Origin of the sequence: Vibrio sp. VGrn 2, from assembly GCF_009361695.1 — a bacterium.
GTDB classification, from domain to species: domain Bacteria; phylum Pseudomonadota; class Gammaproteobacteria; order Enterobacterales; family Vibrionaceae; genus Vibrio; species Vibrio diabolicus.
In genome coordinates, this window is sequence record NZ_RBWD01000011.1 from 124,131 (window position 1) to 148,392 (window position 24,262).

A 24,262-nucleotide genomic window follows, 5' to 3' on the forward strand; every position below is an offset into this window, starting at 1 on the left:
TATTGTCAGTAAGTCTCGACTCTCTTTATGATTGAGAAACGAACTTAAAGATGGAAATAGAAGCATGCATTTTTTGATTTTTCTTGGCTCGGTAAGAGACAGCACACCGCCACGACCAGCCCGCTTGGGCATGCGAGTGAGTAGAGCATGTGAAACGTTGTTTAAGAATCAGTATTCCCAACATACCGTCGAAATCATTGACCCATTGAACTACGACTTTGACGACGTGTTTAAGCCTGAGTTTGCTTACCATCGCGCTAAAGTGCCAGCCCACTTGAGAGAACTGGCAGACAAAATTAAAAGCGCCGATGGGTACGTGATGGTCAGTCCGGAATACAACCATTCGATGAGCCCTGCTTTGGCAAACATGCTTAACCATTTTGGTAGTTCGCTGTTTTCTTATAAGCCAAGTGCTATCGTGACCTATTCTGCTGGACAATGGGGTGGTGTTCGAGCTGCAGTGTCGATGCGTACCTTCTTATCTGAACTTGGATGTTTACCTGTCTCGGCGATGATTCACATTCCGAAAGCGCAAGAAGTGTTTGACGAACAGGGTGTCGTTGCGGATGAATTGCAGCAGACGCAGTGGGACAGCTATATGAATCGCACAATACATCAACTCATTTGGTGGGCAGAAGGCGCTTCACAACAAAGAGAAAGGCTTGACCCAACCTCACTGGCTGAAGTGTTTAAGAAGGATCCGTCACAGAGAAATGCTCCGTAAAGGAACAGAACGGTTAGATGCATGGAAAAACAAAAAAAGCTTGGCCATTGAGACCAAGCTTTTTAAATGTGAGTAAGTCGATTTTATTGAGATTATAGCGTCTCAGTAAAAGTACGAGCGATGACATCACGTTGTTGCTCTGGAGTTAGCGAGTTGAAACGTACTGCGTAACCAGAAACACGGATTGTTAGCTGTGGGTATTTCTCTGGGTGTGCAACTGCATCTTCTAGTGTTTCGCGTTTAAGCACGTTCACGTTTAGGTGTTGACCGCCTTCGATGCGAGGAGCTGTTTCGATTGCTACTTCACGGCTTTCGTATTCACCTAGATCGCTGATTGCGATAACTTGGTCTGCTTCGTAGCCAGCAGTTGCAGCAACACAACGAGCTTCATTTTTTTCGCTATCTAATAGCCAGATAGAGTTTAGTAGGTCGTCGTTTGCCGCTTTTGTAATTTGGATACCTTGGATCATCACTATCTCCTAGACCACTTACGTGGTGATTATTGGTGTTAATTTTCGAATTTTCGTTGAGCTGAGTATTATATAGCTAATATCCACTATTTTAATATTGATTTAAGTCAAAAAACAACCAAAAACATTATTTTTATTAAGGTTATTTTGTTGAGTTAAATCAATAAAACCTTTGAAAACAAACTAATTACAATTTATTTGATAATATAAAAAATATTTAATAACTCATTTTGTTGTAAATTTACTACAAATTGAGCTTAAAGTTTAAACTGATTAACGCAACTATCTGTATTTAGGTAGCAATACTGAAAGTCTAAAGTGATTAAATGACAAACATGAAAAACAAGCTTGGGAATAAACTCATTGGTGCACATGTCTCTGCTGCTGGTGGGGTCGACCAAGCGCCGTTGAGAGCTCGCGAAATTGGCGCGAATGCGTTCGCACTATTTACAAAAAACCAACGCCAGTGGGTGGCGAAGCCTTTAGAAGCAAAAACCATCAGTGCGTTTAAAGCGAACTGTAAAATGCTGGGTTTCGGCGCAGAACATATTCTTCCCCATGACTCTTATCTAATTAACTTAGGTGCACCAGAAGCGGATAAGTTGGATAAGTCACGCGCTGCATTCATCGATGAGATGGAGCGTTGTAATCAATTGGGTTTAACGTTGCTGAACTTTCACCCTGGGAGCCACTTAAAGAAAGTCTCGGAACAGGAGTGCTTAGCGACGATCGCAGAGTCGATCAATCTTGCGCACAAAGCGGTGCCGAATGTGATCGCGGTAATCGAGAATACGGCTGGTCAGGGTACGAACCTAGGTTGGAAGTTTGAGCATCTTGCTGAAATCATCGATCAAGTGGAAGACAAAGAACGTGTTGGTGTATGTCTCGATACTTGTCACACGTTTACCGCCGGTTACGATCTGCGTACTAAAGAGGATTGTGAGCATACCTTTGCTGAATTCGACCGTATTGTTGGGATGCACTATTTAAGAGCAATGCATCTAAATGATTCAAAAGTTGAGTTTGCCAGCAAAGTGGATCGCCACCACTCTTTAGGCAAAGGAGAGATCGGGTGGGATTGTTTTGAGTACATCGCTAAAGACCCTCGATTTGATGGTATCCCTCTGATTTTAGAAACAATTGATCCGGATATTTGGCAGCAAGAGATCAACACGTTGCGTCAATTCCATTTAGCGGCGATAGATAACCAATGATGTGATCGCAGAGTTGGCACCTTTCTTTCTTAGCCACTTAAGTCAATTGGAATTAAGAAAGAAGGATGCCACTATGTCTCGACCACTCTCTTTTGCTTCTTACGCATATAGCCGCCGCGTACTTCGTTTGCCGATGCCTAATCGTCACATTACAGGACAGGGGCATTTTCGAACGCCACAGAAGCATTAGTCCTTTATTACTGTTCTCAAGTTCGTGGTAAGTTTTTGTTTGTTTGGGTTTCGCTCGTTAGAATAGAAGCAAAATTTAGGACAGGAACTTTCCATGAATCAGTCACCCACTTGGCACGATGTGATCGGCGAAGAGAAAAAACAGAGCTACTTTGTAGACACTTTGAATTTTGTAGAAGCAGAACGCGCCGCAGGCAAAGCGATTTTCCCGCCAGCGAAATATGTCTTTAATGCGTTTCGTTTTACCGAGTTTAACGATGTTAAAGTAGTGATTCTGGGACAAGACCCATACCATGGTCCAAATCAGGCGCATGGTTTGTGCTTTTCCGTTCTTCCTGGAATCAAAACGCCACCATCACTCGTTAATATGTATAAAGAGCTGGCTCAAGATATTGAAGGGTTCCAGATCCCTCAGCATGGATTCTTACAAAGTTGGGCAGAGCAAGGTGTATTGTTGCTCAATACGGTATTGACGGTTGAGCAAGGTAAAGCGCATTCACATTCAAAAACGGGGTGGGAAACGTTCACTGACCGAGTGATTGAAGCGATAAACCAGCATCAGGAAGGTGTGGTGTTTTTATTGTGGGGCTCTCACGCTCAGAAGAAAGGGCGCTTTATTGATCGCAATAAACATCATGTGTTAGCCGCACCACATCCATCACCACTCTCAGCACACCGAGGCTTTTTTGGTTGTAAGCATTTCTCTCAAGCAAACCAGTTACTTGCCTCGCAAGGAAAAGCACCAATCAACTGGCATTTGCCATTAACTGTATAAAAGAAGAGACAGCGATAATGCTACCATTATCGCTGTTTTTTTGAGCACGCTCGAGGCTGATGGCAAATTTCTCATGTACACTTATTAAAAGTAGGTGTTAAGGAGAGACGCTATGATGATCGAAAGAATTCGACGCGAACACGGCTATATGGTTCGTCTGTTGGCGATACTGCGCCATAAACTTAATGAGATAAAAGAAGAAGGTGCGATCAACTACGCATTAGTAAGCGAGATAGTTGATTACCTCTCTAATCATTCAGAAAAAGTTCACCATCCGAAAGAAGATATTCTCTATCACCACTTTCTTGAGCACTATGGTAAGCAACAGACCATGGAAAACTTAGAGAAAGAACATCAAGAGTTAGCAAGTAAAACCAAAGAGTTTGCTTCCTTGATAGAGATGATCCTGCAGGATGCAGTTGTGCCTCAAGACATGTTTGTGGCCCACCTAGAGGACTTCATTGAATCACAAAGACGCCACTTGGAGTTAGAGGAGCGAAAAATCCTGCCTCTCATTGAGGAGCTGTTCACTACCGAAGATTGGCAGCATGTTGAAAGCTTATGGAGCGTCATTGAAGATGACCCAGTTTTTGGTGACACCATTGCCGACCGTTATAAACAGTTAGCTGAACGTGTGCGTCAAAGTGATGCTGAGTATGTTTAAGTGTGTGCGATAAAACCTGAGTGAGCGAAAGTATCACTCGGGTTTGTTAGCTGCATTTCTTATTTATTGAGAATTGGACGCAAATTTATCTTTTGCGCTTCTCAACCAAAAGACAGGAAAATTCCTATTGAGTAATAACGGTACTCATACTCAAATCCTGGCGCTTAAATTCAAGTCGTTTACCGTTACTGTAAACAAAAACAAAAGGCACCCTTAAGGTGCCTTTTGTTTGAATTAGAGTTTAATGTCTTCCAAGTTGTAGTCGGTACAGGCATCAAGTTCGCGTAGCTCTTTAAGCAAATTGCGCCTGTCGTTCATCTCTTCTATTTCACGCCACTTTCGCTTTACTGGTTTGGCACGAGATTTGGTTGTTGAGGTAGTATCCAGATTAAAAATGTCATCTAGTTGAAAGCCTTCCATAAGCCACCTTTACCTTTCTTAAGCTAAACTGTTGTAACCAGTCCTTGTGGAGTTTTTTAAGTACCACAATAGCCGTGAGAATAACCATGATATATTTCGCATTTGTGTCGGTAGCATGACATTTTCGTGCAAAAATATTCTCAAAATCACACTTTTCATGGCAATGTAGTGGCTAAAAAATGCACAAACGATCTCAAGAAAACGATTAAATAGAGAGATTTTCAATGTTAATTCGATTTGGCGAGTGGGGGGACAGTGCAAAGGTCAAAGTTGCATAAAACCAGTTTGATGAAATAGTGTTCAATTAGATGGTAAGGCACTAGAGCAAATTTATGTAACACCTTGTGAATACTAGCTTGGTCTTAATTATATGGGTCTCCGTTCTGTTTGGTGGGCGATAATTATTTATGTTGGCATTTGGTAATTGAAATGTTGCGGTTTATGGGTGTTAAGTCTTCCAATTATGTTATTTTTTGGTGACTTTATAGTGAAAAATAACAATGTTATTATCATGATTGCATATTGATTTTTGCGCTCCTAGGTTGCATTATCCGCCCGTCAAAAAATACGCTGGTACGTAAAATGGATGCATGAAGCGACGTTTACGATTCTAGATTGCCCATAAACATTACTTAAAAAGCTAAGCACACTTTGACACTTAGCAGGCAATTTGGTGGATGGCTTGGACGCATAGACCGGCGCAACTCACTTTGAGGTACACATGACAGACTTAATCAATTTGATGAACGATCTCCTTTGGGGTTCGATTCTGGTTTATCTTCTTGTTGGTGTTGGTATTTACTTCACCGTTCGATTAGGGTTCATTCAGTTCCGCCATTTCGGCCACATGTTCTCTGTTCTTAAGAACAGTCGTAAAGCAGACAAAGCTGGTATTTCTTCTTTCCAAGCGCTTTGTACTAGTCTTGCTGCACGTGTTGGTACAGGTAACATGGCGGGCGTTGCAGTTGCATTGACTGCAGGTGGTCCTGGCGCGATCTTCTGGATGTGGCTGATCGCAATGCTTGGTATGGCAACGTCGTTTGCAGAGAGTACTCTGGCGCAGCTATACAAAACCAAAGATGATGATGGCAACTACCGTGGTGGTCCTGCCTACTACATGGAAAAAGGCCTAGGCATGCGTTGGATGGGCGTATTGTTCTCAGTTTTCCTAATCATCGCTTTTGGTTTGGTATTCAACGCTGTACAAGCTAACTCAATTGCAAATGCAATGAGCACCGCATTTGGTTGGAGTGACCTGTACGTTGGTATCGCGGTTGTAGTACTGTCTGCGATTGTAATTTTCGGTGGTATCAAGCGTATCGCAAAAGTCGCAGAGATGATCGTTCCGATCATGGCGCTGCTATACTTGGCTCTAGCACTGTTCATCATGTTCTCTAATCTAGAGAAGCTACCTGATGTATTAATGCTTATCTTTAAGAGCGCATTTGGTCTGCAAGAAGCGGCGGCTGGTGGTCTTGGCTACGCGATTGCACAGGCAATGATTAACGGTATTAAACGCGGTCTATTCTCGAACGAAGCGGGTATGGGTTCTGCGCCAAACGCGGCGGCTTCAGCAACGCCTTACCCACCACACCCTGCATCTCAAGGTTATGTTCAGATGCTAGGTGTATTTATGGATACGATCGTTATCTGTTCAGCGACAGTGGCTATCATCCTGATGTCAGGTGAGTATGTCGGTCAAGCAACAGAAGTGACGGGTATCGAGCTAACTCAGCGTGCATTGAGCTCGCAAGTTGGTGATTGGGGTGGCATCTTTGTTGCCGTGGCAATCTTCTTCTTTGCATTTACATCAATCATCGCGAATTACTCGTACGCTGAAACGAACCTAATCTTCCTAGAGCACAACCATAAGGCGGGCCTAAGCATTTTCCGCGTTGTTGTTCTTGGTATGGTGATGTTTGGTGCACTTGCTTCGCTCCCAGTCGTATGGTCACTTGCTGATGTTTCGATGGGGCTGATGGCGATAGTCAACTTGGTGGCAATCATCTTGCTATCTGGCATCGTGATTAAGCTAGCAAAAGATTACAACCGCCAACTTGGTGAAGGTAAAGTACCAACGTTTGATGCGAATGACTTCCCTGAGCTGAAATCTCAGCTTGAAGAAGGCATTTGGTACAACGATAAAAAAGACTAAGTGAGCTATCACTCATAGTTGAAAGCTATTAGTACGATGTAAAAAGCCATGCAGACAATGCATGGCTTTTTTTGTACCCTATTAAAAAACAAAATTAGAGAAGGGAAAGTCATGCTTATCGTAGTTTCTCCAGCGAAGACTCTTGATTACGAGTCTCCGTTAGCGACAGAAAAATTTACTCAACCTGAGTTGGTCGAATACTCAAAAGAGCTTATCGATGTTTGCCGCAAACTGACTCCTGCTGATGTTGCCTCTTTAATGAAAGTGAGCGACAAGATTGCCGATTTGAATGTCGGGCGATTTCAAGAGTGGAGTGAAACGTTTACCACAGAAAACTCACGACAAGCGATCCTAGCGTTTAAAGGTGATGTTTACACAGGACTAGACGCCGAAACCTTATCTGAAGCGGACTTCGAGTATGCCCAAGATCATTTGCGCATGTTGTCTGGCCTCTATGGTTTACTAAAACCACTCGATTTGATGCAGCCATACCGTCTTGAAATGGGTACCAAGCTTGCAAACGACAAGGGCACGAACTTGTACCAGTTTTGGGGCAATGTGATTACGGATAAGCTTAACGAAGCGATTTCTGCTCAAGGTGATAATGTGCTTATCAACCTTGCATCAAATGAATACTTTAAAGCGGTGAAGCCAAAGAACTTAGATGCGCAAGTGATCACGCCAGTATTCAAAGATTGTAAGAATGGTCAATACAAGGTCATCAGCTTCTACGCGAAGAAAGCGCGCGGCATGATGGCGCGTTACATCATCGAAAACCGTATTGAGAGCGTGGCAGATCTGACTAAGTTTGATACAGCGGGTTACTACTTTGTTGAAGATGAATCGACACCAACAGAGTTAGTATTTAAACGTGAAGAGCAAAACTAAAACTTATTGAGACGTAGTCTACGTTAATCTCTATCAGTACAAACGAAAAAGGGTTGGCACTGCCAACCCTTTGTTATGTTTTAGCTTGGGCTATTTCGCCCCCATAAGATTACTTCTTCTTAGCGGTTTTCTTTTTCGCTGGCTTCTTCTTGTCTTCTTTTTTCTTTTTCTTCTTAAACACAGGTTTTTTGTGTTTCGGACGCATCTCTTTCACGAAACGCTCTTTGATGTCTTCTTTCACGTAACGTGCAACGCGATCCATCATTGGTTGGTCGTGTGCTTCTACGATTGAGATAGCGTTACCTTTCTTACCCGCACGAGCCGTACGGCCAATACGGTGAAGGTAGACATCAGCCGTGCGTGGCATGTCGTAGTTAATAACGTGTGACACATCCGGAAGGTCGATACCACGCGCAGCAACGTCCGTTGCGAGCAGCACGTTTACAGTACCATCGCGGAAGCGAGAAATCGCATTGTTACGACGATCTTGAGGCATTTCACCTTGAATCCAAGAACATGGAATCTGTGCGCTCTCAAGCTGCACTCGTAGCTCTGCCAAACGCTCACGTGTCTTCAAGAAGACAATGGTGCGTTCTGCTTGCTGAGTAATAATGTGTTTTAGTAATTCAAGCTTGTGTTCTGCATCATCAGCACGGTGGTACCACTGAGCAATCTTCTTACGCTCACGCAGTGGCGATTTTGCATCGATCTCTGCTGGGTCATTCAACAGATCAGCGGTAAAGCCCTCTACGCCTTTACCTTCTAAAGTTGCTGAGAACAGAAGGGTTTGTTTACGCCAGCGGCACTCGTTAGATAGACGATCGACAGTAGGAGCAAAACCCATGTCTAGCATACGGTCTGCTTCATCCAGAATTAACCATTCAATCGCACGGCAATCAAAACGCTCTGCATCAATGTATTCTTTTAAACGGCCAGGCGTTGCAACCACAATGTCTTGTGTTGTCGCAAGGATATCGGCGTGCTCTTGGTATTGAACGCCACCTGTGATGGTGAAAATGTTCAGTTTAGTGTTTTTTGCCAAAGCTCGTGCTTGATCAGCGATTTGCATCGCCAATTCGCGCGTCGGCGTTAGGATCAAAATACGCGCAGGTCCAGGCTTGCGACGAGGGAAGTCTTGCAAGTATTGCAATGCTGGCAGAACGAAGGCTGCCGTTTTACCAGTACCTGTTGGCGCTGACGCTAGAATGTCACGACCATCCAACGCTTGTGGAATCGCTTCTGCCTGAATTTTTGTTGGGCGTTCGTAACCCATCTCTTCAATGGCTTCAAGTAGGTTTTGGTCTAGATCAAGTTCAGCAAAGGTTCTGATCACAATGAGTTCTCCACAAGCAAAGCTTGGTTAATGGTTCGCCACAACAGCATAGAATACAAAAAGGTCGCACATTATAAAGTGATTGGTGATAAGGATCACATGTTATTTCACATCTTAAGATAAAACTCGCGGGTTAATTGGACGAAATCGTCACTGTAACCGTCATGCGAATGAATTATTAAATGTGATTTTTGAGTATCGCAAGGCTGCTTCGCCAGTTCAAATAACAGTCGATGTACCGGTTTCTTTTCTGATGGCTGTACACGACAGACTCGCGATAGATGCCAACCTTGGTGTAATGCTAGTTCAATAAACCGTTCGCCTTCGGTGATTGGTAACACAAAATTAGCTTTCCCTTGTTCATCAAGCAACTGATAGCAACGTTGTAGCAATGCGTTGTGGCGTAGCGTATCAGTGTGCCTCGCGGTTGCACGTTGACTGTGTTTCGATTGCTCGCCGCTATTGAAGTAGGGAGGATTACAAATGATACGTTGGAATGGATGCGTCGGCGTAAAGTCTAGTACGTCAGAATGATGCACACTCACACGAGCTGACCAAGGCGACTGAACCACATTTTTTTGCGCAGCTTCAATGGCTGTTAATTCAATATCGACCGCGGTTACTTGAGCTTCTGTAAAGCGTTGGGCACACATCAGGGCAAGCAACCCGGTGCCAGTGCCAATATCGAGAATTTGAGCGTTGTTCGGGCTTTGAATCCAAGCACCAAGCATGACCCCATCAGTGCTGACGGGCATACCACTCTCGCCGCCCTCAATACAAAATTGCTTAAAATTGAAGCCTTTAGTTTTCAGTTTTTTGCTCTTCATGATTGTTTTATGTTTGCTCAATAATTAAGTGAATTTCTCTATTGTTTCTTAATTGTATAGATTGTTGTTTTGTTGGTTATTAAATTGTATTGTTAATTGATCGAGATAAAGAACTAGTCTGTTATTTAGATCTGGTTATATCCACTGCTTTTAAGTTTGAAAACTAAATTAATATGGTGTTTTTTTCTTAAAGGTTGCCAAATGATGAGTCTTTCGTCATTATGCGGCGAAAATTTTATAGATTGAACCACGTGTACTTATTGACTTTAGGTATACAAAAAGTGGTCTAAGCATACACAACATTCATTAATTAAAAGACAAGGGTTATCTGTGAAGCAGACGTTAAAACTAACAGATATTATCGCAGTAGGCTTTATGCTATTTGCGTTCTTTTTGGGTGCGGGCAATATCATCTTTCCACCTCTAGCGGGTCAGCTAGCCGGTGAAAACTTAATGCCAGCGATGTTTGGTTTCTTGCTAACAGCGGTAGGTCTACCTCTTATTACTATCGTTGCTATTGCTGTAGCTGGTGGTTCTTGGGAGCACTTAACGCAAGACCTTCCGAAAAAAGCAGCGGTTATTATGGCTGCGTTGATCTTCATCATCATCGGTCCTGCGTTTGCTGCGCCTCGTACTGGCCTAGTGGCTTACGAGATGGCGGTGAAACCTTTCTTCCTTGAAGCGTCACAAACGCATCTCACTGCATTTTCAGTGATCTTCTTTATTGCGGCGATGATGTTCTCATGGTTCCAAGGCCGTTTGATTGATCTTATCGGTAAAGTACTGACGCCGGCATTGTTCGTGGGTTTGATCATTCTTGCTGTCGCGGTATTTATTGATCCTCAAGGTGACATGCTGGGCGCGCACGGTGAGTACTTAACGCAACCACTGACCAAAGGCTTCCTAGAAGGCTACAACACAATGGATACGTTCGCGTCATTGATGTTTGGCATGCTGATGGTTGATGCACTGCGAGGTAAAGGCATTACTGAGCGTTCTGCAACGACTAAATATCTAATCTATGCAGGTTGTATTGCCGCTGCCGGTCTTGCGTTTGTTTACATCTCACTATTCTACTTGGGCGCGACAAGTGCAACTGTTGCTGCTGGTGCAGATAACGGTGGTCTGGTACTTAGCCAATACGTTCAAGCGCTGTTTGGTCCATACGGTCAAATCGTTCTGTCTGTCATTGTATTACTAGCGTGTTTGACAACGGCTATTGGCTTGATTTCTGCGTGTTCAGACTTCTTCAGCTCGAAAACGCCACTGTCATACAAGCAATGGGTACTGATTAACGGTTCTGTTTGTGCGTTGGTTGCGAATGTCGGCCTTGCACAACTGATTTCTCTGTCAGTGCCAGTATTGTTTGCGCTGTACCCTGTGGCGATTGCGTTGGTTGCACTAACATTTGTACGCAGCAAACTGCCAAATCCACGTTTTGCTTACCGCGCGGTACTACTTGTATCTCTGCTGTTTGCGTTGGTTGATGCGGCAAAAGTATCGGGTGTTGATGTTTCTGCGTTTAACATGTTGCCACTATTCGAAGTGGGCATGGGTTGGGTGCTTCCAACATTTGCGGCTATCGTGTGCATGTTCTTCATCGCGAAACCTCGTCCAGAGTTAGCACAAGAAACGGCGTAATAACTTCGCACGATCAAGATATTAAAAAGCCCGATGAATTACTTCATCGGGCTTTTTATCTTTGAAGCGTTCACACTATTAAAGTGTGTCGTGGAACTCCACAAGAACTTGTTCACACCATTTTTCGATGCGCTCATCACTCAGTTCGTACTGCGAGTCTTCATCTAACGCTAGTCCAACAAACTTGCTGCCATCTTCAATCAGTGCTTTCGATGCTTCAAATTCGTAGCCTTCATTTGGCCAGTAACCGATAAAGGTTGCGCCGGTCGCTTGTAATTCATCGTGAAGTAAGCCCATCGCGTCCAAATACCACTCACCGTAGCCTTCTTGGTCACCCAGACCAAACAGCGCGACAACTTTACCTTTTAATGGTGTTGTGGCGATGTCTTGCCAAATCGCATTCCAATCTTCTTGAATTTCACCAAAGTCCCAAGTTGAGATGCCAAGGAGTAATAAGTCGTAGTCCGCCATTAGTGATAACGGTGTCTCTTTCACATTGTGAATGTCGACAAGGTCTTCACCAATAATGGTACGAATTTTCTCTGCTGCCATTTCGGTGTAGCAGGTCGTTGAGCCGTAAAAGAGTCCGATTTTCATTATATTCATCGTTATTTGTGTTGCTGTTGTGGAAGATTCTAACCATAAATTGAGGAAGATTGCAGCGAATATCCTAAGCGGGATGATTTTTTTATGGTATTGGATCGGTAGGTGCCTTAATCTAAATACTGTAAATATAAACAGATAAGGAAGCGTTCATGACGGCACAACAGCCTGTCAATCAACAAGACTTTTCGCTTGTTGAGCAATTCTTAGATGCGATGTGGATGGAGCGTGGGCTATCAGAGAACACGTTGGCTTCCTATCGAAATGATTTGATGAAACTGCTCACGTGGATGGAGAAACATCGCTACCGTCTTGATTTCATTAGTTTGTCTGGCTTGCAAGAATACCAAAGCTACCTTGTAGACTTGGATTACAAGCAGACGTCCCGTGCGCGTATGTTGTCGGCAATTCGCCGTTTATTCCAATATCTGCATCGTGAGAAAGTACGTGCTGATGATCCGAGTGCGCTCTTGGTCAGTCCTAAACTGCCACAACGCTTGCCCAAAGATATTAGTGAAGAGCAAGTGGACGCCTTGCTCGAAGCGCCAGACCCGAATGATCCTGTGGAATTGCGGGATAAAGCGATGCTGGAACTACTGTATGCGACTGGTTTGCGTGTGACGGAATTGGTCAGTTTAACTATGGAAAACATTAGTTTGCGTCAAGGAGTTGTACGTGTCACAGGTAAAGGCGGTAAAGAGCGCTTAGTGCCAATGGGGGAGAACGCGGTAGATTGGATCGAGACGTTTATTCAACAAGGGCGTCCTGCGTTACTTGGTGATACATCATCTGATATTGTTTTTCCTAGCAAACGCGCAAGGCAAATGACTCGTCAGACGTTTTGGCACCGTATTAAGTACTATGCTTTGATAGCAGGGATTGACACTGAACAGCTGTCGCCGCACGTACTGCGTCATGCCTTTGCCACGCATTTATTGAACTATGGCGCAGATCTCAGGGTCGTACAGATGCTATTAGGACATAGTGACTTATCGACCACGCAAATTTATACTCACGTGGCGACTGAACGATTGAAGCAGATCCACAGTCAACACCACCCAAGAGCATAACAATGGTTAGATTCATCCATGTCTTCTTGGAAAAACGATTTTATATTAAGGTGAATTTCATGAGCGTATTACGCCGACTAACTCTGCTGACTTTACCATTTTTTGTTACCGCTTGTGGTGCAGAAGAAAGTCAGGCTAAAACGGACACTCCTGCACAGCAAGTGGCAACAGCTGCGCAAAGCAGTTTTGATGAAGCGGCATTAAAAACTAAGTTCTCAAAGCTTGGTTTATCTATCGTTGATATTCAGCCATCAGAAGTTGCTGGTTTATTAGAAATCCAAACTAATGGCGGGATCTTGTTTGCTTCAAATGATGGTAGCCATTTTATCGCCGGTACGCTTTATGCCATCAATGACGATGGTAGTTACAAAGATGTCATTGCAGAGCGCCAAGCGCCGCTTAATGCGGAGAAAATCGCGCAGTTCTCCGATAGCATGATTGAATACAAAGCCGACGATGAAAAATATGCTGTGACGGTATTTACTGATATCACTTGTGGTTACTGTGTGCGTCTGCACAGCCAAATGCAAGGCTATAACGATCTAGGCATTACAGTGCGTTACATGGCTTACCCTCGCCAAGGTGCTACTGGCCCAGTGGCAGAGCAAATGGCGACGATTTGGTGTGCTGAAGATCCAAAGTCGGCAATGCACAATGCGAAAGTGAATCGTACGTTTGATAACCCTGCGAAAGACTTAAAACAGTGTAAAGAAACCATTCAATCACATTACAATTTAGGTCGCCAATTGGGAATTTCTGGTACGCCAGCGATCTTCTTACCGAATGGCGAAATGGTTGGCGGTTACCTACCACCTGCAGAGCTATTGAAACGTTTAAAGCAACAATAATCCTTTAGGAGCAGAGCCGGCAAAGTCGCCGGCTCTTTTCAAGCATGATAGAAATTCAACGACGTCCTGAACCTGATCTTTCCCTTCTTCCTGATTCCATTCCTCCGATTCTAAAACGTATCTACATCAACCGTGGGATTACGGATCCTGCGCAACTAGAAACGTCAGCTCGTGGTTTGCATTCTTACCAAAAACTCGGGGGGATTGAGCAAGCTGTCGAGCTTTTGTTTCAGGCAATAAAAGAACAAAAACGCATCATCGTTGTCGGTGATTTTGACGCTGATGGTGCGACGAGCTCTGCATTGTCGGTGCTCGCGCTGCGTATGCTTGGTAGTCACAATGTGGACTACCTAGTACCGAATCGTTTTGAAGACGGTTATGGGTTAAGCCCAGAAGTCGTTGACCAAGCATTAGAGCTTGGCGCTGAGATGATCATGACGGTAGATAACGGTGTGTCATCAATCGAAGGCGTGCGTTACGCAAAAGAAAACGGTATTACCGTGCTCGTTACCGACCACCATTTACCGGGACAAGTGTTGCCTGATGTGGATGCAATGGTGAACCCAAACCTTGAGAGCTGTCATTTTCCGTCTAAAGCGCTCGCTGGTGTCGGGGTCGCGTTTTATCTCATGATGGCACTATGCGTTCATATGCGAAAACACAATTGGTTTGCAGAACAGGGGATGCAAGAGCCTAAGTTGATGGAACTGATTGACCTTGTTGCACTGGGTACCGTCGCCGACGTCGTGCCATTGGATGAAAACAACCGCATTCTTGTACACCAAGGCTTGCAACGTATTCGTGCGGGCAAAGCGCGCCCTGGCATTCAAGCATTGATTGAGGTCGCGAAGCGTGATGCGCGTCGTTTGGTGGCGTCCGATTTTGGTTTTGCTTTAGGTCCTCGTATCAATGCTGCTGGTCGCCTTGATGACATGTCATTTGGTGTTGAACTGTTGATGTGTAACAACATTCACGCCGCTCGTCGTATGGCAAGTGAACTGGATGGTTTGAACCAAACTCGTAAAGAGATTGAAGAAGGCATGAAGCAAGAAGCGATGGCTTTCTGCGAACGTCTTCAGTTTGGTGAAGGCAGTGAGCTTCCTTACGGATTAGCCTTGTTCCAACGTGATTGGCACCAAGGTGTGATTGGTATTTTGGCCTCGCGCATCAAAGAGAAGTTTCACCGTCCAGTCATCGCATTTGCTGATGGCGGAGAAGGGACAATTAAGGGCTCGTGTCGTTCTATTCCGGGGTTACACATGCGCGATGCGTTGGATTTCATCGACACGCAAAACCCAGGTTTGATCATCAAATTTGGTGGTCACGCGATGGCGGCAGGCTTAACAATTAAAGAGCAGGATTTTGAACGTTTCAGCCGTTTATTTGATGAAGTGGTAAAAAAAGAACTCGATGAAGCGGCGCTAAAAGGCGTGATCATGTCAGATGGTGAACTTAAGCCTGAAGAATTCTCTATGCATGTTGCTGAACAGCTACGATCTGGTGGCCCTTTTGGACAAGCCTTCCCTGAACCAATCTTTGATGGTGAGTTTAAAGTGTTGCATCAAAAGCTGGTGGGTGAGAAGCATCTTAAATTGATGTTAGAGCCGCTTTACAAAGGTCATCCTACCAATGTGATGATCGATGGCATTGCATTTAATGTCGATTTGCGTCGCTGGCCGGATGCATCAGTTAAAACGGTACGTTTAGCTTACAAATTGGATGTGAATGAATTTCGTGGTAATCAATCACTGCAATTGATGATCGATCATATCGAAGCTAAGTAATATCTAGATTAACCTTTCTTATAGAGTACGGTTGCCCCTAAGAGGGTGTAAAATTTTATGACCGTGCTCTCTCTAACCGCAATCTGATTTCTCATCCGAAATTTTCCTGTATCTCGGTCACATTTTTCAGTAGAATTTCTCGGTTAAATTCTATTCTAAAATGTTGAGTAAACATGTTTGAAATCAATCCAATTAAAAACCGTCTGCAGGACGTGTCTCAGCGCACAAATGTCCTGAGGGGGTATCTTTGACTATGACGCGAAGAAAGAGCGTCTAGAAGAAGTCAACGCAGAGCTTGAACAACCTGATGTATGGAACGAACCTGAACGTGCACAAGCACTGGGTAAAGAGCGTGCATCGCTAGAAGCGGTTGTTGAAACTATTGATCAACTAGAGCAAGGTGTAGAAGACGTAGAAGGTCTTCTTGAGCTGGCTGTAGAAGAAGAAGATCAAGAAACATTTGACGAAATCGAACCAGAACTTGCTGAGTTGGAAGAGAAGCTAGAAAAGCTTGAATTCCGTCGTATGTTCTCGGGTGATCATGATAGTTCAGATTGCTACATCGATTTGCAAGCTGGCTCTGGTGGTACGGAAGCACAAGACTGGACCAACATGCTGCTGCGTATGTACCTACGCTGGGCAGAGGCGAAGGGCTTCAAAGCTGAAGTGATTGAAGTCTCTGAAGGTGAAGTCGCGGGTCTTAAGTCGGCAACAGTTCGCATCTCTGGTGAGTATGCGTACGGTTGGTTGCGCACTGAAACGGGCGTTCATCGTCTTGTTCGTAAATCTCCGTTCGATTCAGGCGGCCGTCGCCATACGTCATTTGCGTCTGCGTTCATCTATCCAGAGATTGATGAAAACATCGACATCGACATTAATCCTTCTGACCTACGCATCGACGTTTACCGTGCGTCAGGCGCAGGTGGTCAGCACGTCAACACCACAGAATCTGCGGTACGTATTACGCACGTACCAACGAACACCGTGGTTCAGTGTCAGAATGACCGTTCTCAACATAAGAACAAAGATCAGGCAATGAAACAGCTTCGAGCGAAGCTATTTGAGCTTGAATTGCAAAAGCAAAACGCGGAAAAACAAGCTAATGAAGACGCTAAGTCTGACATTGGCTGGGGTAGCCAGATCCGTTCTTACGTATTGGATGACTCACGTATTAAGGACCTCCGTACGGGCATTGAAAACCGTAATACTCAAGCGGTTCTTGATGGCGATCTGGACAAATTTATTGAAGCTAGCCTGAAGTCAGGCCTATAAAGCTTTTCACCGACAAAAACAGGATACATCGAAAATGACTGATGCTGTTCAAAACGAAACTGTACTAGAAGAAAATAAGCTGATTGCTGAACGCCGCGCTAAACTGGATGAAATCCGAAAGAGCTGCAAAGCAAACGGCCACCCAAACGACTTCCGTCGTGACGCACTAGCGGGCGACCTTCAAAAAGAGTTCGGTGAAAAGACGAAGGAAGAGCTAGAAGAGCTTAACCACGTGGTTGCAATTGCTGGCCGTATTATGGCTAAGCGTGGTCCATTCCTAGTAATTCAAGAAACATCTGGCCGTATCCAAGCTTACGCTGCTAAAGACGTACAAAAAGAGCTAAAAGAGAAATACCAAGGTCTTGATATCGGTGACATCATCGGTGTTAAAGGTGCGCTGCACAAATCTGGTAAGGGTGACCTGTACGTGAACATGGAAGAATACGAGTTGCTAACTAAAGCACTTCGTCCACTTCCTGAGAAGTTTCACGGTCTTACTGACCAAGAAATGCGTTACCGTCAGCGTTACGTTGATCTGATTGTGAACGAAGATTCACGTAAAGCATTTATTGTACGTTCTAAAGTGATGTCTGCAATTCGTAACTTCATGATCTCAAAACAGTTCATGGAAGTAGAAACGCCGATGATGCACGTGATCCCTGGTGGTGCAAGTGCACGCCCATTCATCACGCATCACAACGCGCTAGACATGCCAATGTACCTACGTATTGCACCTGAGTTGTACCTGAAGCGTCTAGTGGTTGGTGGCTTCGATCGCGTATTCGAAATTAACCGTAACTTCCGTAACGAAGGTCTTTCTCCACGTCATAACCCAGAATTCACTATGATGGAATTCTACATGGCGTACGCGGATTACAAAGATCTGATGGACTTTACTGAAGAACTACTAAGCTCGGTAGCGCAAGAAGTTCTAGGTTCAACATCAATGCCTTACGGTGATGAAACGGTTGAATTTGGTGGCACTTACACTCGTATGAGCATGTTTGAAGCAATCAAGCAGTACAACCCAGATCACGCGCAAATCCAAGCGCTAACCGAAGAAGATCTACAAAACCGTGAGCTGATGGTTTCTATCGCGAAATCAGTACATGTTGAAGTAGAAGACTTCTGGACATGTGGTCAGCTTCTAGAAGAAATCTTCGGTGAAACAGCAGAACCTAAGCTAATGCAGCCAACGTTCATCACTGGCTACCCAGCGGACATCTCTCCATTGGCTCGCCGTAGCGATGACAACCCGTTCTTTACAGACCGCTTTGAATTCTTCATCGGCGGTCGTGAAGTGGCGAATGGCTTCTCAGAGCTTAACGATGCAGAAGATCAAGACGCGCGCTTTAAAGCACAGGTTGAAGCTAAAGAGTCTGGTGATGACGAAGCTATGTTCTACGATGCAGATTACATCACTGCACTAGAGCACGGCCTACCACCAACGGCAGGCCAAGGTATCGGTATCGACCGTCTGGTTATGCTACTGACTAACACGCACACTATCCGTGACGTGATCCTATTCCCAGCAATGCGCCCACAAGCGTAATTTGGCAGGATGATCAAAAAAACCACCTTTGGGTGGTTTTTTTATGCCTTTTAGTTAAATAAGTTCAAGTTGTTGCATTTGCTTTTTAATAGGATATGCAAATAAACATTCGCCAAATCTCAATCTATTGCATAGTCTTAATACTGAGACAGACGTGGGGGCGCGGAGTCTCGATAATGTTACCCGCTCGCAAAGATAGGTTTGTGGCGCAAAATTTCTATTAACAATGAAAAAGGGTTAGAGAATGGCTGGGCAGTTTAAGATGGATTCCATCCCGGGATCGCTTGTGGTAGTTGGCGGTACTTATGAGCCTTGGTTATCAGTACTTGAGCAAGTGGGCTGGAAGTGTCACCAAGTGGGTGACTTACGCAAAGCTAATACGTTGTTAGAGGATATTGGTCCATGTATCGGTATTGTCGATCTCAGCCATGACGAATTCAGCTTGAACGGTTTGGCGAACTTAGTCAGTTCTCACAAACACGTGCGTTGGTTAGCGTTTATTCGTGAATCTCAGCTTGGCACCGACACCATATGCCAGTTCATTGTTAACTTTTGTATCGACTTTTTCACTGCGCCAATCCCGGATGCCCAACTTTTAAGCACGATTGGTCACCAGCTTGGTATGCTCAAGTTGGAGAAAAAAGTTTGGCCTAGTTTTGGTAGCAGCTTAGACATGGGGCTGATAGGTGAATCTATCCCGATGAAGCGTTTACGCGATCAAGTAAAGCGAATCGGTCCGACGGACGTCAGTATTCTGATTTCTGGGGAAAGTGGTACAGGTAAAGAAGCGGTTGCTCGCGCTATCCACAAAGTCTCTTCACGTTCTCATAAACCGTTTATGGCAATTAACTGTCGCGCGCTCAATGAGCAACGTTTCCAGGCGGAAGTATTTGGTATTAACGCCGATGAAGATATGGAAGCATGTATGCTCGAACAAGCAGATGGCGGCACCGTGTTGTTTAATGACATTCTTACCATCTCAAAAGAGCAACAAATGAATCTGCTGAGATTCTTGCAAGAAGGCACCATTGATACCAAAGATGGTGTAAAAGCGGTTAACGTACGCATCCTTGCGGCTAACTCGTCAGATGTAGAAAAAGCCTTGATTGACGGAGATTTTAATGAAGAGCTTTACCACTACATTAACGTATTACGCATTAATGTCCCGAGCTTAAAAGAGCGCGCGAGCGATATTTCTTTGTTAGCGCGCTACTACTTACAAGAGTTTTCTAAAGAGTATAACTCGCAAGCAAAAAGCTTTTCTGAGGATGCACTCAAGGCACTGACACGTTATTTCTGGCCAGGTAACGTACGTGAGTTGATGAACCAAGTGAAACGAGCGGTTCTGATGTCTGACAGCGTAATGATTGAAGAGCATCACCTAGATTTGCCTCAGCGTAATGACTCAAAGCGCAGTTTGAAATCGATTCGTGAGAAGAGTGAGCGTGACGCGTTACTGGTTGTTTTGGAATCTCATTCTGGTCAAGTTTCGAATGCGGCGAAGGAGCTTGGTGTTTCACGCGCGACGATGTATCGACTACTGAACAAACATAATTTGATTTCTGATCAAGCCATGTAATTTGTTCTTTCTGAAGTTAAATTGGTGAATGAATATCAGTGAAGGAGCGGCTACAAAGCCGCTCTTTTTGTTTTTGTATTCAGTTTGATTTATAAAATCCGTAATTTCATATATTCCCTAGGTGAATATGTTATATAGAAAAGTATATGAAACTGAATTGCGGTGTATTGATTTGTTTTTAATCAAAAAGACAAAAAATGTTTGATATATATTCATCAAAGCTTACAATTTAACCGTAACTCAATGAGTTATACCTTTCATAAACGGATTAATTTTTAGCTAGGAGGCGCAAGATGAAACATTACGTTGTTAACACCACTGCTTGCGCTGATCGTATGCCTATCGCTCCGATGACTCTTAAGTCGGATGATACCAATACCACTGGCTCACAAGATAAAAATTAATCCGTAACCTATCTTATTTATTACTAGGCTGCGGAAAAGTAGCGGCTTAGTATCAACAGAGCGCCTCTGTTCATTTTACGCACTATTTTTCCCAGTCGAATACATCGATAATCGGAGAAAATATTATGCGTCACTCTATTTACCTACAACTGGCAACTTTGCTATTGAAAGCAGACCTTAAACGCGAAGAAAAGCAATGGCAGCGAACCATACGCCGCACTGCTCATGATGTTCCATGGACGAATGTTCATCTATTGAGGGATATTGGTTTAGATAGCGATGGTCGTTCCACACGCGCCAATGTTCCGGATGCAGTAAAAGTTGAACGTCGAGTTCGTCACCTTCGTCGAGTTTTAACATCGCGAATAATGACGTAATCGTTAGCGTGTTGGACTGACTGAGTTGCTATCGAGTCATTCAACACGCTTAACGTGCGATATGAAGTCATACTTCATTTGATAAACAGCTGACCTTGAAGGTCAGCTGTTTTCGTTTGAGGAGAGCTTTACTGTTAAGGGCAAGGGTTCGAGTAGGTTGTACCAATTGCTTGAATCTCAGTCAGGAGATCATCGCTTAGTTTTAGATCGATACTGTCGATGTTGGCTTTTAATTGGTCGAGGTTGGTCGCGCCGATAATATTAGATGCTACAAATGGGCGCTGATTGACAAATGCAAGTGCCATTTGTGCAGGATCCAAACCATGCTCTTGGGCTAAATTGACGTAAGCTTCGGTCGCTTTAACACCTTGTGGAGTGAAGTAGCGCGCAAAACGCTCCCACTTAGTGCATCGAGCGCCTTCAGGTTTTGCCCCGTTTAGGTATTTACCACTCAGGCAGCCAAATGCCAAAGGAGAGTAAGCAAGTAACTGAACGCCTTCGTAATGGCTGATTTCAGACAAGCCAACTTCGAAGCTGCGGTTCAATAAGTTATATGGGTTTTGAATGGAGACAATTCTTGGCAAATCGTGTTTCTCTGCCAAACGCAGTAGCGACATCACACCCCACGGCGTCTCGTTTGATACGCCGATATAGCGCACTTTACCTGCATTCACTAATTCTGTAAGCGCTTCCAACGTTTCAATTAACGTGACTTCTTCTTGTTTGTAAGGGTATGGGTAGTTGAGTTGACCAAAGCAGTTAGTTTGACGTTGAGGCCAATGTAACTGGTATAAATCGACATAATCCGTTTGTAGGCGGTTAAGGCTGTCATCAATTGCTGTATGGATGTGGCGACGATTAAGGCTCATGTTGTCTCGGATGTGAGGGACGCCGCGAGGGCCAGCCACTTTTGTTGCCAGCACAACTTTTTCACGTTTGCCGCTCTTTGCTAACCAATTACCGATGTATTGCTCGGTGAGTCCTTGCGTTTCCGCTTTGGGAGGTACAGGGTACATCTCTGCGGTATCAATGAAATTCACCCCATGATCAAGGGCAAAGTCGAGCTGTTCAAAGGCGTCCTTTTCTGTATTTTGCTCGCCAAACGTCATGGTTCCGAGGCAGATTTTACTGATCTCAAGTGATGAGTGCGGTAGTTTTGTGTATTGCATATCACGTCCTTGAAGAGTTACCGACTAAATAAGTGATTCCAATATAGGGGATTTTTAACCGCTATCGCAAATGATTTACGTATAAAGGAAGACCAAACTCGAAAGCTATACATAGCCTAACTACACTTAAATGATCGTGTGAAGGAGGTACGTTATGCAGAAGCATCAATTGGACATGTGGTTACACGGTCCCCATAAAGATACTTATAAAACTCCCAAAGTATTTGTGATTGGGTGTTCTGATGTCTCTGACTATTTGCTAGCAGTGGAGTACAAGCATCAACTTGAGCCAATTAAAGACGGTGAAGATCCGATACATTTCGGTTCGCTAGATTTGGTGAAAGAAGAGCTGCTGAGGTTAGGGGTAGATAAAGCGTACTTAAGGCTGCACAATGCGTATGACGAATGTGGCACTGAAGAGGCAGCCTCGTACTGTGATATCGAGTTATCGCTCGTGACGCACTAAATGGCGGAAACAACATTACTCAGATTGCGTGTTGATGTAGTGCTTGAGTAAGATCTGTTCAGTAAACTGCGTTCTGAGGTAAAAACCTCGGGGCAGAGTTTTTATCGGCTTGCCATTTGAGCTGTATGCTTCGGTGAGCGCTTTTGCATTCGCGGCTTTAGGGCGAAGATGCAGCGCTTCTCCGTGTCTGGCGGAAATTTGATCAAACTTCCCCAAGACGATCATCTCCATTAGCTCTTCCCAGTCGTTTCGTAAAATACGCTCTTCGTCGTCGTCTGGTGACCAAATCAGTGGGCTACCAACACGTCTTTCTGCAAGTGGAATTTCTCGTTCCCCTTCCACTGGTACCCAAAGCACACGAGATAGCTTGTTTCGAACATGGCTTGTTTCCCATGTAAGACCATGAACACCAGTGAGCGGAGCCACAGAAACAAAGGTTGTTTCTAAAGGTTTGCCAGAGTAACTGATCGGAATACTTTTCAACTCGATCCCTAGTTTTGCGAAATCTTGTTGAGGTTTACTGCCAGCCGGAGCGCCCAAGTGCCATTCGAGTAATTGACCCACCCAACCTTTATCACGTTTTAAGTTTTCAGGAACAATCATATTCGCCTCGGCGGCCAGCTCTGCAAAGCTAAGTCCTGCCATATCATGAGCGCGTTCCAATAGCTCTGCTTCTGTTTGTGGTTCTGGTTTCATAGTCACAAGGTGGTATTACAAAACATATAGTTTATCAAACTCCGGCCAAATCTACTGTTTAAGATTTCACCGAGGCGGTGTAAGAACGATCAATTCATAACTTATCCACAGGTAGAGGAGGTGTTGATAAGATCCTGACGAGGTCTGTATGAATGAACAGGGGTTAAAATGCATTTTTAGGGTTGATTTTGTTGTAATCATCTAAACGAAGAGCAGGTGAGTGTGGATAAATAGCCGGTTGGTGGATCTTTGACCGATCTGAGTTTGGTGAAAAGATCATCAAGAAACTGAAGATCGATTTATCGCTATTTTTTAAAATAAAGACTTTTTTATCAATGTTTTATGTTTGTTTTTCTGTTTCTTTATTTGTTTTGCTTGTGATGGGGTTGAACAGAATTACTCATTTGAATTGAATTCTTCACAAAGTTATTCACAGAAAAGGTGAATAAATGTGGGCAATGTCTCACTCTTGTGTTGATAAGGTATGATTTGATTAAAAGATATCCAAATATGGTGAAAAGGTAATAAATCTTGCTCATATCACATCAGTAAGTTTGCTAGTAATGGGGATATGTGGAAAAATCACGGTAATAAAAAATTTATTCATAGAGGTTAGCCAGTGATAGATGGCGATGGTTACCGACTTAATGTTGGTATTGTGATATGTAATAACCATGGTCAGGTCTTCTGGGCTAAACGATACGGGCAACACTCATGGCAATTTCCACAAGGTGGAATTGACGAAGGTGAAACTCCTGAACAAGCCATGTTCAGGGAGTTATATGAAGAAGTCGGTTTAACGAAAAAAGACGTTAAGATCATTGCAACAAGTCGTCATTGGTTAAGATATAAGCTACCAAAACGATTGGTGCGTTGGGACTCCAAGCCTGTTTGTATCGGCCAAAAACAGAAATGGTTTCTGCTGAGATTAGAATGCGATGAATCTCGTATTAATATGCAACGCGGAAAATCCCCTGAATTTGATGGTTGGCGCTGGGTGAGTTATTGGTATCCAGTTAGGCAAGTTGTTTCTTTCAAGCGAGATGTTTATCGACGAGCGATGAAAGAGTTTGCATCCTTAGCCATGCCTTTTCGAGAGAGAAAAGCGAAAGGGAAAAGAAAAAAGCAACGTAGAGGATAAT

23 protein-coding genes are annotated in these 24,262 nt (G+C 44.0%); 16 read left to right on the top strand and 7 right to left on the bottom strand.

The genetic code is table 11. The annotated features are described in order from the left end of the window. Positions 1–64 precede the first annotated feature (64 nt). On the top strand, positions 65–724 hold the full coding sequence (locus D8S93_RS17585; protein WP_046873970.1) for an NADPH-dependent FMN reductase: 660 nt from the start codon (positions 65–67) through the stop codon (positions 722–724). Between the two features lie 92 nt (positions 725–816). Here the strand turns inward: D8S93_RS17585 and grcA are convergent, their stop codons facing one another. Next, positions 817–1,194 (bottom strand): autonomous glycyl radical cofactor GrcA, encoded by a 378-nt coding sequence (grcA, locus tag D8S93_RS17590; RefSeq protein ID WP_005381814.1) that lies wholly within the window; start codon positions 1,192–1,194, stop codon positions 817–819. A 326-nt stretch (positions 1,195–1,520) separates the two neighbouring features. Here grcA and nfo point away from each other — a divergent pair, with 326 nt between their 5' ends. From nfo to D8S93_RS17610, 3 genes are all read left to right on the top strand, one after another. Beyond that, a complete protein-coding gene (gene nfo / locus D8S93_RS17595; protein ID WP_152814500.1) occupies positions 1,521–2,408 on the top strand; it encodes a deoxyribonuclease IV in 888 nt (295 codons plus the stop codon). 283 nt (positions 2,409–2,691) lie between these two features. Then, complete coding sequence (gene ung, locus D8S93_RS17605; RefSeq protein ID WP_152814502.1) at positions 2,692–3,372, top strand: uracil-DNA glycosylase; 681 nt, start codon at positions 2,692–2,694, stop codon at positions 3,370–3,372. A gap of 112 nt (positions 3,373–3,484) precedes the next feature. Further along, on the top strand, positions 3,485–4,036 hold the full coding sequence (locus D8S93_RS17610; RefSeq protein WP_152814505.1) for a hemerythrin domain-containing protein: 552 nt from the start codon (positions 3,485–3,487) through the stop codon (positions 4,034–4,036). A 234-nt stretch (positions 4,037–4,270) separates the two neighbouring features. Here the strand turns inward: D8S93_RS17610 and D8S93_RS17615 are convergent, their stop codons facing one another. After that, complete coding sequence (locus D8S93_RS17615; protein WP_005396294.1) at positions 4,271–4,456, bottom strand: DUF3545 family protein; 186 nt, start codon at positions 4,454–4,456, stop codon at positions 4,271–4,273. A 721-nt stretch (positions 4,457–5,177) separates the two neighbouring features. On the opposite strand from D8S93_RS17615, the gene D8S93_RS17620 reads away from it, so the two are divergent. Both D8S93_RS17620 and yaaA read left to right on the top strand, forming a co-directional pair. Next, complete coding sequence (locus D8S93_RS17620) at positions 5,178–6,611, top strand: alanine/glycine:cation symporter family protein (protein ID WP_005396293.1); 1,434 nt, start codon at positions 5,178–5,180, stop codon at positions 6,609–6,611. A 111-nt stretch (positions 6,612–6,722) separates the two neighbouring features. After that, complete coding sequence (gene yaaA / locus D8S93_RS17625) at positions 6,723–7,499, top strand: peroxide stress protein YaaA (RefSeq protein WP_012842137.1); 777 nt, start codon at positions 6,723–6,725, stop codon at positions 7,497–7,499. Positions 7,500–7,608: 109 nt separating this feature from the next. Here the strand turns inward: yaaA and srmB are convergent, their stop codons facing one another. Then, complete coding sequence (gene srmB / locus D8S93_RS17630) at positions 7,609–8,832, bottom strand: ATP-dependent RNA helicase SrmB (protein WP_319803036.1); 1,224 nt, start codon at positions 8,830–8,832, stop codon at positions 7,609–7,611. 107 nt (positions 8,833–8,939) lie between these two features. Continuing rightward, the gene (locus D8S93_RS17635) at positions 8,940–9,659 is read right to left on the bottom strand and encodes a tRNA1(Val) (adenine(37)-N6)-methyltransferase (protein ID WP_152814507.1); all 720 of its coding nucleotides are present in this window, start codon (positions 9,657–9,659) and stop codon (positions 8,940–8,942) included. Between the two features lie 330 nt (positions 9,660–9,989). On the opposite strand from D8S93_RS17635, the gene brnQ reads away from it, so the two are divergent. Then, positions 9,990–11,300: a branched-chain amino acid transport system II carrier protein gene (brnQ, locus tag D8S93_RS17640; RefSeq protein WP_167426880.1), complete on the top strand. Its 1,311-nt coding sequence runs from the start codon at positions 9,990–9,992 to the stop codon at positions 11,298–11,300. 78 nt (positions 11,301–11,378) lie between these two features. Here the strand turns inward: brnQ and fldB are convergent, their stop codons facing one another. After that, a complete protein-coding gene (gene fldB, locus D8S93_RS17645; RefSeq protein ID WP_005397338.1) occupies positions 11,379–11,897 on the bottom strand; it encodes a flavodoxin FldB in 519 nt (172 codons plus the stop codon). A 158-nt stretch (positions 11,898–12,055) separates the two neighbouring features. On the opposite strand from fldB, the gene xerD reads away from it, so the two are divergent. The 7 genes from xerD (at position 12,056) to D8S93_RS17680 (ending at position 20,789) form a co-directional block, all read left to right on the top strand. After that, the gene (gene xerD / locus D8S93_RS17650) at positions 12,056–12,973 is read left to right on the top strand and encodes a site-specific tyrosine recombinase XerD (RefSeq protein ID WP_005397336.1); all 918 of its coding nucleotides are present in this window, start codon (positions 12,056–12,058) and stop codon (positions 12,971–12,973) included. Between the two features lie 59 nt (positions 12,974–13,032). Further along, positions 13,033–13,821 (top strand): bifunctional protein-disulfide isomerase/oxidoreductase DsbC, encoded by a 789-nt coding sequence (dsbC, locus tag D8S93_RS17655; protein ID WP_152814508.1) that lies wholly within the window; start codon positions 13,033–13,035, stop codon positions 13,819–13,821. Positions 13,822–13,865: 44 nt separating this feature from the next. Next, positions 13,866–15,605: a single-stranded-DNA-specific exonuclease RecJ gene (gene recJ / locus D8S93_RS17660; RefSeq protein ID WP_006742673.1), complete on the top strand. Its 1,740-nt coding sequence runs from the start codon at positions 13,866–13,868 to the stop codon at positions 15,603–15,605. A gap of 173 nt (positions 15,606–15,778) precedes the next feature. Continuing rightward, a protein-coding gene (prfB, locus tag D8S93_RS17665; protein ID WP_100068604.1) for a peptide chain release factor 2 occupies positions 15,779–16,877 on the top strand; the annotation gives its coding sequence in 2 pieces (ribosomal slippage) (positions 15,779–15,853 and positions 15,855–16,877; 1,098 coding nt in all). Positions 16,878–16,911: 34 nt separating this feature from the next. Then, positions 16,912–18,429, top strand: coding sequence for a lysine--tRNA ligase (gene lysS, locus D8S93_RS17670; RefSeq protein ID WP_005397328.1), 1,518 nt, complete (start codon positions 16,912–16,914; stop codon positions 18,427–18,429). A gap of 244 nt (positions 18,430–18,673) precedes the next feature. Next, positions 18,674–20,008 (top strand): cyclic-di-GMP-binding transcriptional regulator VpsR, encoded by a 1,335-nt coding sequence (gene vpsR, locus D8S93_RS17675; protein WP_046873964.1) that lies wholly within the window; start codon positions 18,674–18,676, stop codon positions 20,006–20,008. A gap of 529 nt (positions 20,009–20,537) precedes the next feature. Beyond that, the gene (locus D8S93_RS17680; RefSeq protein WP_005397324.1) at positions 20,538–20,789 is read left to right on the top strand and encodes a hypothetical protein; all 252 of its coding nucleotides are present in this window, start codon (positions 20,538–20,540) and stop codon (positions 20,787–20,789) included. Between the two features lie 134 nt (positions 20,790–20,923). Here D8S93_RS17680 and D8S93_RS17685 read toward each other — a convergent pair whose 3' ends face one another. Beyond that, a complete protein-coding gene (locus D8S93_RS17685; protein ID WP_152814510.1) occupies positions 20,924–21,958 on the bottom strand; it encodes an NADP(H)-dependent aldo-keto reductase in 1,035 nt (344 codons plus the stop codon). A gap of 154 nt (positions 21,959–22,112) precedes the next feature. On the opposite strand from D8S93_RS17685, the gene D8S93_RS17690 reads away from it, so the two are divergent. Continuing rightward, the gene (locus tag D8S93_RS17690; RefSeq protein WP_005397320.1) at positions 22,113–22,424 is read left to right on the top strand and encodes a DUF6482 family protein; all 312 of its coding nucleotides are present in this window, start codon (positions 22,113–22,115) and stop codon (positions 22,422–22,424) included. A gap of 15 nt (positions 22,425–22,439) precedes the next feature. Here D8S93_RS17690 and mutH read toward each other — a convergent pair whose 3' ends face one another. After that, the gene (mutH, locus tag D8S93_RS17695) at positions 22,440–23,120 is read right to left on the bottom strand and encodes a DNA mismatch repair endonuclease MutH (RefSeq protein ID WP_152814512.1); all 681 of its coding nucleotides are present in this window, start codon (positions 23,118–23,120) and stop codon (positions 22,440–22,442) included. A 619-nt stretch (positions 23,121–23,739) separates the two neighbouring features. Here mutH and rppH point away from each other — a divergent pair. Beyond that, positions 23,740–24,261, top strand: a complete 522-nt coding sequence (gene rppH, locus D8S93_RS17700) for an RNA pyrophosphohydrolase (RefSeq protein WP_005381953.1) — start codon at positions 23,740–23,742, stop codon at positions 24,259–24,261. Position 24,262: the final 1 nt, after the last annotated feature.

Bases quoted from the DNA above. Each gene is read 5' to 3' on its own strand.
- nfo (WP_152814500.1), top strand. From the start codon at position 1,521: ATGACAAACATGAAAAACAAGCTTGGGAATAAACTCATTGGTGCACAT.
- D8S93_RS17680 (WP_005397324.1), top strand. From the start codon at position 20,538: ATGCGTCACTCTATTTACCTACAACTGGCAACTTTGCTATTGAAAGCA.
- lysS (WP_005397328.1), top strand. From the start codon at position 16,912: ATGACTGATGCTGTTCAAAACGAAACTGTACTAGAAGAAAATAAGCTG.
- recJ (WP_006742673.1), top strand. From the start codon at position 13,866: ATGATAGAAATTCAACGACGTCCTGAACCTGATCTTTCCCTTCTTCCT.
- ung (WP_152814502.1), top strand. From the start codon at position 2,692: ATGAATCAGTCACCCACTTGGCACGATGTGATCGGCGAAGAGAAAAAA.
- D8S93_RS17615 (WP_005396294.1), bottom strand. From the start codon at position 4,456: ATGGAAGGCTTTCAACTAGATGACATTTTTAATCTGGATACTACCTCA.
- fldB (WP_005397338.1), bottom strand. From the start codon at position 11,897: ATGAAAATCGGACTCTTTTACGGCTCAACGACCTGCTACACCGAAATG.
- D8S93_RS17635 (WP_152814507.1), bottom strand. From the start codon at position 9,659: ATGAAGAGCAAAAAACTGAAAACTAAAGGCTTCAATTTTAAGCAATTT.
- D8S93_RS17620 (WP_005396293.1), top strand. From the start codon at position 5,178: ATGACAGACTTAATCAATTTGATGAACGATCTCCTTTGGGGTTCGATT.
- xerD (WP_005397336.1), top strand. From the start codon at position 12,056: ATGACGGCACAACAGCCTGTCAATCAACAAGACTTTTCGCTTGTTGAG.
- grcA (WP_005381814.1), bottom strand. From the start codon at position 1,194: ATGATCCAAGGTATCCAAATTACAAAAGCGGCAAACGACGACCTACTA.
- mutH (WP_152814512.1), bottom strand. From the start codon at position 23,120: ATGAAACCAGAACCACAAACAGAAGCAGAGCTATTGGAACGCGCTCAT.
- dsbC (WP_152814508.1), top strand. From the start codon at position 13,033: ATGAGCGTATTACGCCGACTAACTCTGCTGACTTTACCATTTTTTGTT.
- D8S93_RS17685 (WP_152814510.1), bottom strand. From the start codon at position 21,958: ATGCAATACACAAAACTACCGCACTCATCACTTGAGATCAGTAAAATC.
- D8S93_RS17690 (WP_005397320.1), top strand. From the start codon at position 22,113: ATGCAGAAGCATCAATTGGACATGTGGTTACACGGTCCCCATAAAGAT.
- yaaA (WP_012842137.1), top strand. From the start codon at position 6,723: ATGCTTATCGTAGTTTCTCCAGCGAAGACTCTTGATTACGAGTCTCCG.
- D8S93_RS17610 (WP_152814505.1), top strand. From the start codon at position 3,485: ATGATGATCGAAAGAATTCGACGCGAACACGGCTATATGGTTCGTCTG.
- vpsR (WP_046873964.1), top strand. From the start codon at position 18,674: ATGGCTGGGCAGTTTAAGATGGATTCCATCCCGGGATCGCTTGTGGTA.
- D8S93_RS17585 (WP_046873970.1), top strand. From the start codon at position 65: ATGCATTTTTTGATTTTTCTTGGCTCGGTAAGAGACAGCACACCGCCA.